4 protein-coding genes are annotated in these 2,550 nt (G+C 34.4%); all 4 read right to left on the bottom strand.

Features of this window, described 5'->3' with window-relative positions; genetic code table 11:
• Window positions 1-216: 216 nt before the first annotated feature.
• The gene (locus ACR2MV_RS15925; protein ID WP_434023222.1) at window positions 217-690 is read right to left on the bottom strand and encodes a DUF4234 domain-containing protein; all 474 of its coding nucleotides are present in this window, start codon (window positions 688-690) and stop codon (window positions 217-219) included.
• Between the two features lie 148 nt (window positions 691-838).
• Window positions 839-1,309, bottom strand: a complete 471-nt coding sequence (locus ACR2MV_RS15920) for a DMP19 family protein (RefSeq protein WP_434023221.1) — start codon at window positions 1,307-1,309, stop codon at window positions 839-841.
• A 166-nt stretch (window positions 1,310-1,475) separates the two neighbouring features.
• A complete protein-coding gene (locus tag ACR2MV_RS15915; protein WP_434023219.1) occupies window positions 1,476-1,973 on the bottom strand; it encodes a DMP19 family protein in 498 nt (165 codons plus the stop codon).
• Window positions 1,974-2,113: 140 nt separating this feature from the next.
• A partial coding sequence (locus tag ACR2MV_RS15910; protein WP_434023217.1) for a T6SS immunity protein Tdi1 domain-containing protein occupies window positions 2,114-2,550 on the bottom strand: 437 nt, incomplete at its 5' end.

Below are 2,550 nucleotides of genomic sequence, written 5' to 3'. Positions count from 1 at the left end.
TCCCATCTTATAGTTCCCGTACTTACAATTAGTAACCCGGACATTATTAAAATAAATCCTCCAAATAATCTTCCAGTTGAAAATTTATTTATTTTCATCAGCTACATGAATGTCCGCTTTGGGTCGTAAGCGGACATTTTGAATAAGTATTTTAAAGATTCCAACCTAATGTTCCCCCGAACGGTTTAGTTTATGTCCGCTTTCGGCCAATAGCGGTCATTCAACTGGCGCTATCAAATCGTTTATGTGAGATTGTAAATAAGGAATATTAAAGTACAAAATAAATAACAAAAGCCACGATAAAGCTGGCGAACATAATTTTGAATTTTCCCGTTTTAGCTCTATTGCTCGGATTGAGTATCCAGCTTTATAAAATGCTTGAATAAATGACCATATATAAAATAATGCTGCAAAAAACGTGAGGAATAAGAAAATGCTAAATAGACTATTATCGGATTCTTTGTTTCTGATTTGATTTGGATCAAAGTACAAAGCAAGACCCATCAATACAGAAAAAATCACGAATGATATTAATATTCTGTAAACCATATTCTTCCCTTGAAAATTGTCATTGCCTGCAATTCTATTTATCACATCAGTTCGGCTGTAAAGCCAATACAATGAATATAGGCCACTAGTTATAACAGATAGTATCCAGCAAAGTAGTAAGGATGATTTTTCAGAATTCATGAATTGCTTCACGCAAGTAGCATCATTTTATTTTTAATAAAATGTCCGCTTTGGGTCGTAAGCAGACATTTTGAACGTGTTATTTGATGTTTCCAACCTGATGTTCCCCTTAACGGATTAAATTATGTCCGCTTTCGGCCAATAGCGGTCATTTCCATTTAATGAAGTTCTCTTCATTTTGCTTAACAAAGTCTCCTAACAATTCTGTTTCGATTTCAGGACGACATTCATAAAACTGTTTATCAAACTCAAATATTTTTACTTCATATCCATATTCTTCATTCCAGTTAATATATTTTTCATGGTCTGTAGGCATGTTAATTTTCGCAGATTCATGAAATTCCATTACTTTTCGCAATACATCACACTGATCTATAGCTCCCAATTCCTCCAATGCACTTATGACTTCATTATGGTCAAAATAACCTAAATTATATAAATATTGTAGATGTCCACCGTTTAGTATCTCGCTGTTATACCAATTTGCAATATATGCAATACGCTGCACTTGAGATAATTCCTCTTCATTAGCTTGAGTCACAAAGTCAATAAATCCATTCCATCTAACTACATCGATGTCTTCATGTGGACTTTTATTAATTTCAATCGCACTACTCACTTGTAATGATATGTCCCTTACTTTGAAACTTATGTATTGGATGTCCGCTTTGGGTCGTAAGCAGACATTTTGAACATTTGTTTTGAAGTTTCCAACCAAGATTCCCCTTTAGCGGTTTAATTTATGTCCGCTTTCGGCCAATAGCAGTCATTCTATAATTAATCTACTATGAACAAATATCATCAAGATTCTGAAGCAAGTAATCAATCGTAAACTGTTCTATTTGTTCACCACACTCATAGTATTCACCATCACAAACTTCCCATGGATCAATTTCATCCTCATGAGTCAATTGGTCTAAATGTTTATATCTTGTTGATTCATCTAATGAAGGAATTTTCCCAAATATCTCTAAGGCTTTAACCGCAATTTTTTTAAACTCGATTGAGTTGATGGCTTTTAAAGCAGGAACTAGATCATATGTAAATACTCCTGTGCTATTAAAAAAGAATTGATGAAAGCCCCCATTATTCACTTCCATAGTCATCCCATGAATTGCTGAAATAAATCGCTCAGTTTTTGTTAGTGATTGAAGACCGTCCTTTTCTTCTTTGTACATCAGTATTGCGGATATGTTGCTTAGTAATTCCCAATCTTCAGCTTTCCCACGATGTTTTAAAACTTCCTGGACAGTGGTTCCATAAGGCACAAGTTCTTTAAGCACAGTATATTCCTAATAAATTTTAACAATGAACACATAGTTATGCTCTCAACTGATTGAGTAAATTAGTTTCTATATAAAATGTGAATCCAATAGTATTAAAGGCCGTATGTTAAATGCCCGCTTACGGCCAATAGCTGACATTATTCAAGTATATTAAATTTTATTTCCGCACCATCAGGTAAGTCTTTTATCTGATTTGCCAAGTCACCTGAAAATGCAATCAATTCTTTAAATGGGACTGTACCTAAATTATCACCTCCGTATTCTCCACCAACGACACCTGGTATCTTTAAACAGTATTTGTGTCCTTCCGGAAGTGTCCCGAGCATTACTCGAGCTTCATTTACAAGCTTTTCCATGCTCCAATCTAGAGCAAAGTTATCATCCTTACATAATTCTTGATATTCGAGCTCATCATTAGCAACAATTTCACAACACAATTCCTCGGGTGTTATACGCCAGTATTGATTACTAACGTCCTTTACCAATAAATTTCCAAAAGCATTCTCACCAACAATTTCTATCGGTTCTATACCTATCCATCCCCATGCTTCCTTTATTAAATCAATCATTAAAA

The sequence above is a fragment of the Lutimonas sp. genome, assembly GCF_051011215.1.
GTDB lineage: Bacteria > Bacteroidota > Bacteroidia > Flavobacteriales > Flavobacteriaceae > Lutimonas.
The sequence above is the reverse complement of the archived record's forward strand: the minus strand, read 5'-3'. Positions and strand labels throughout refer to the sequence as shown.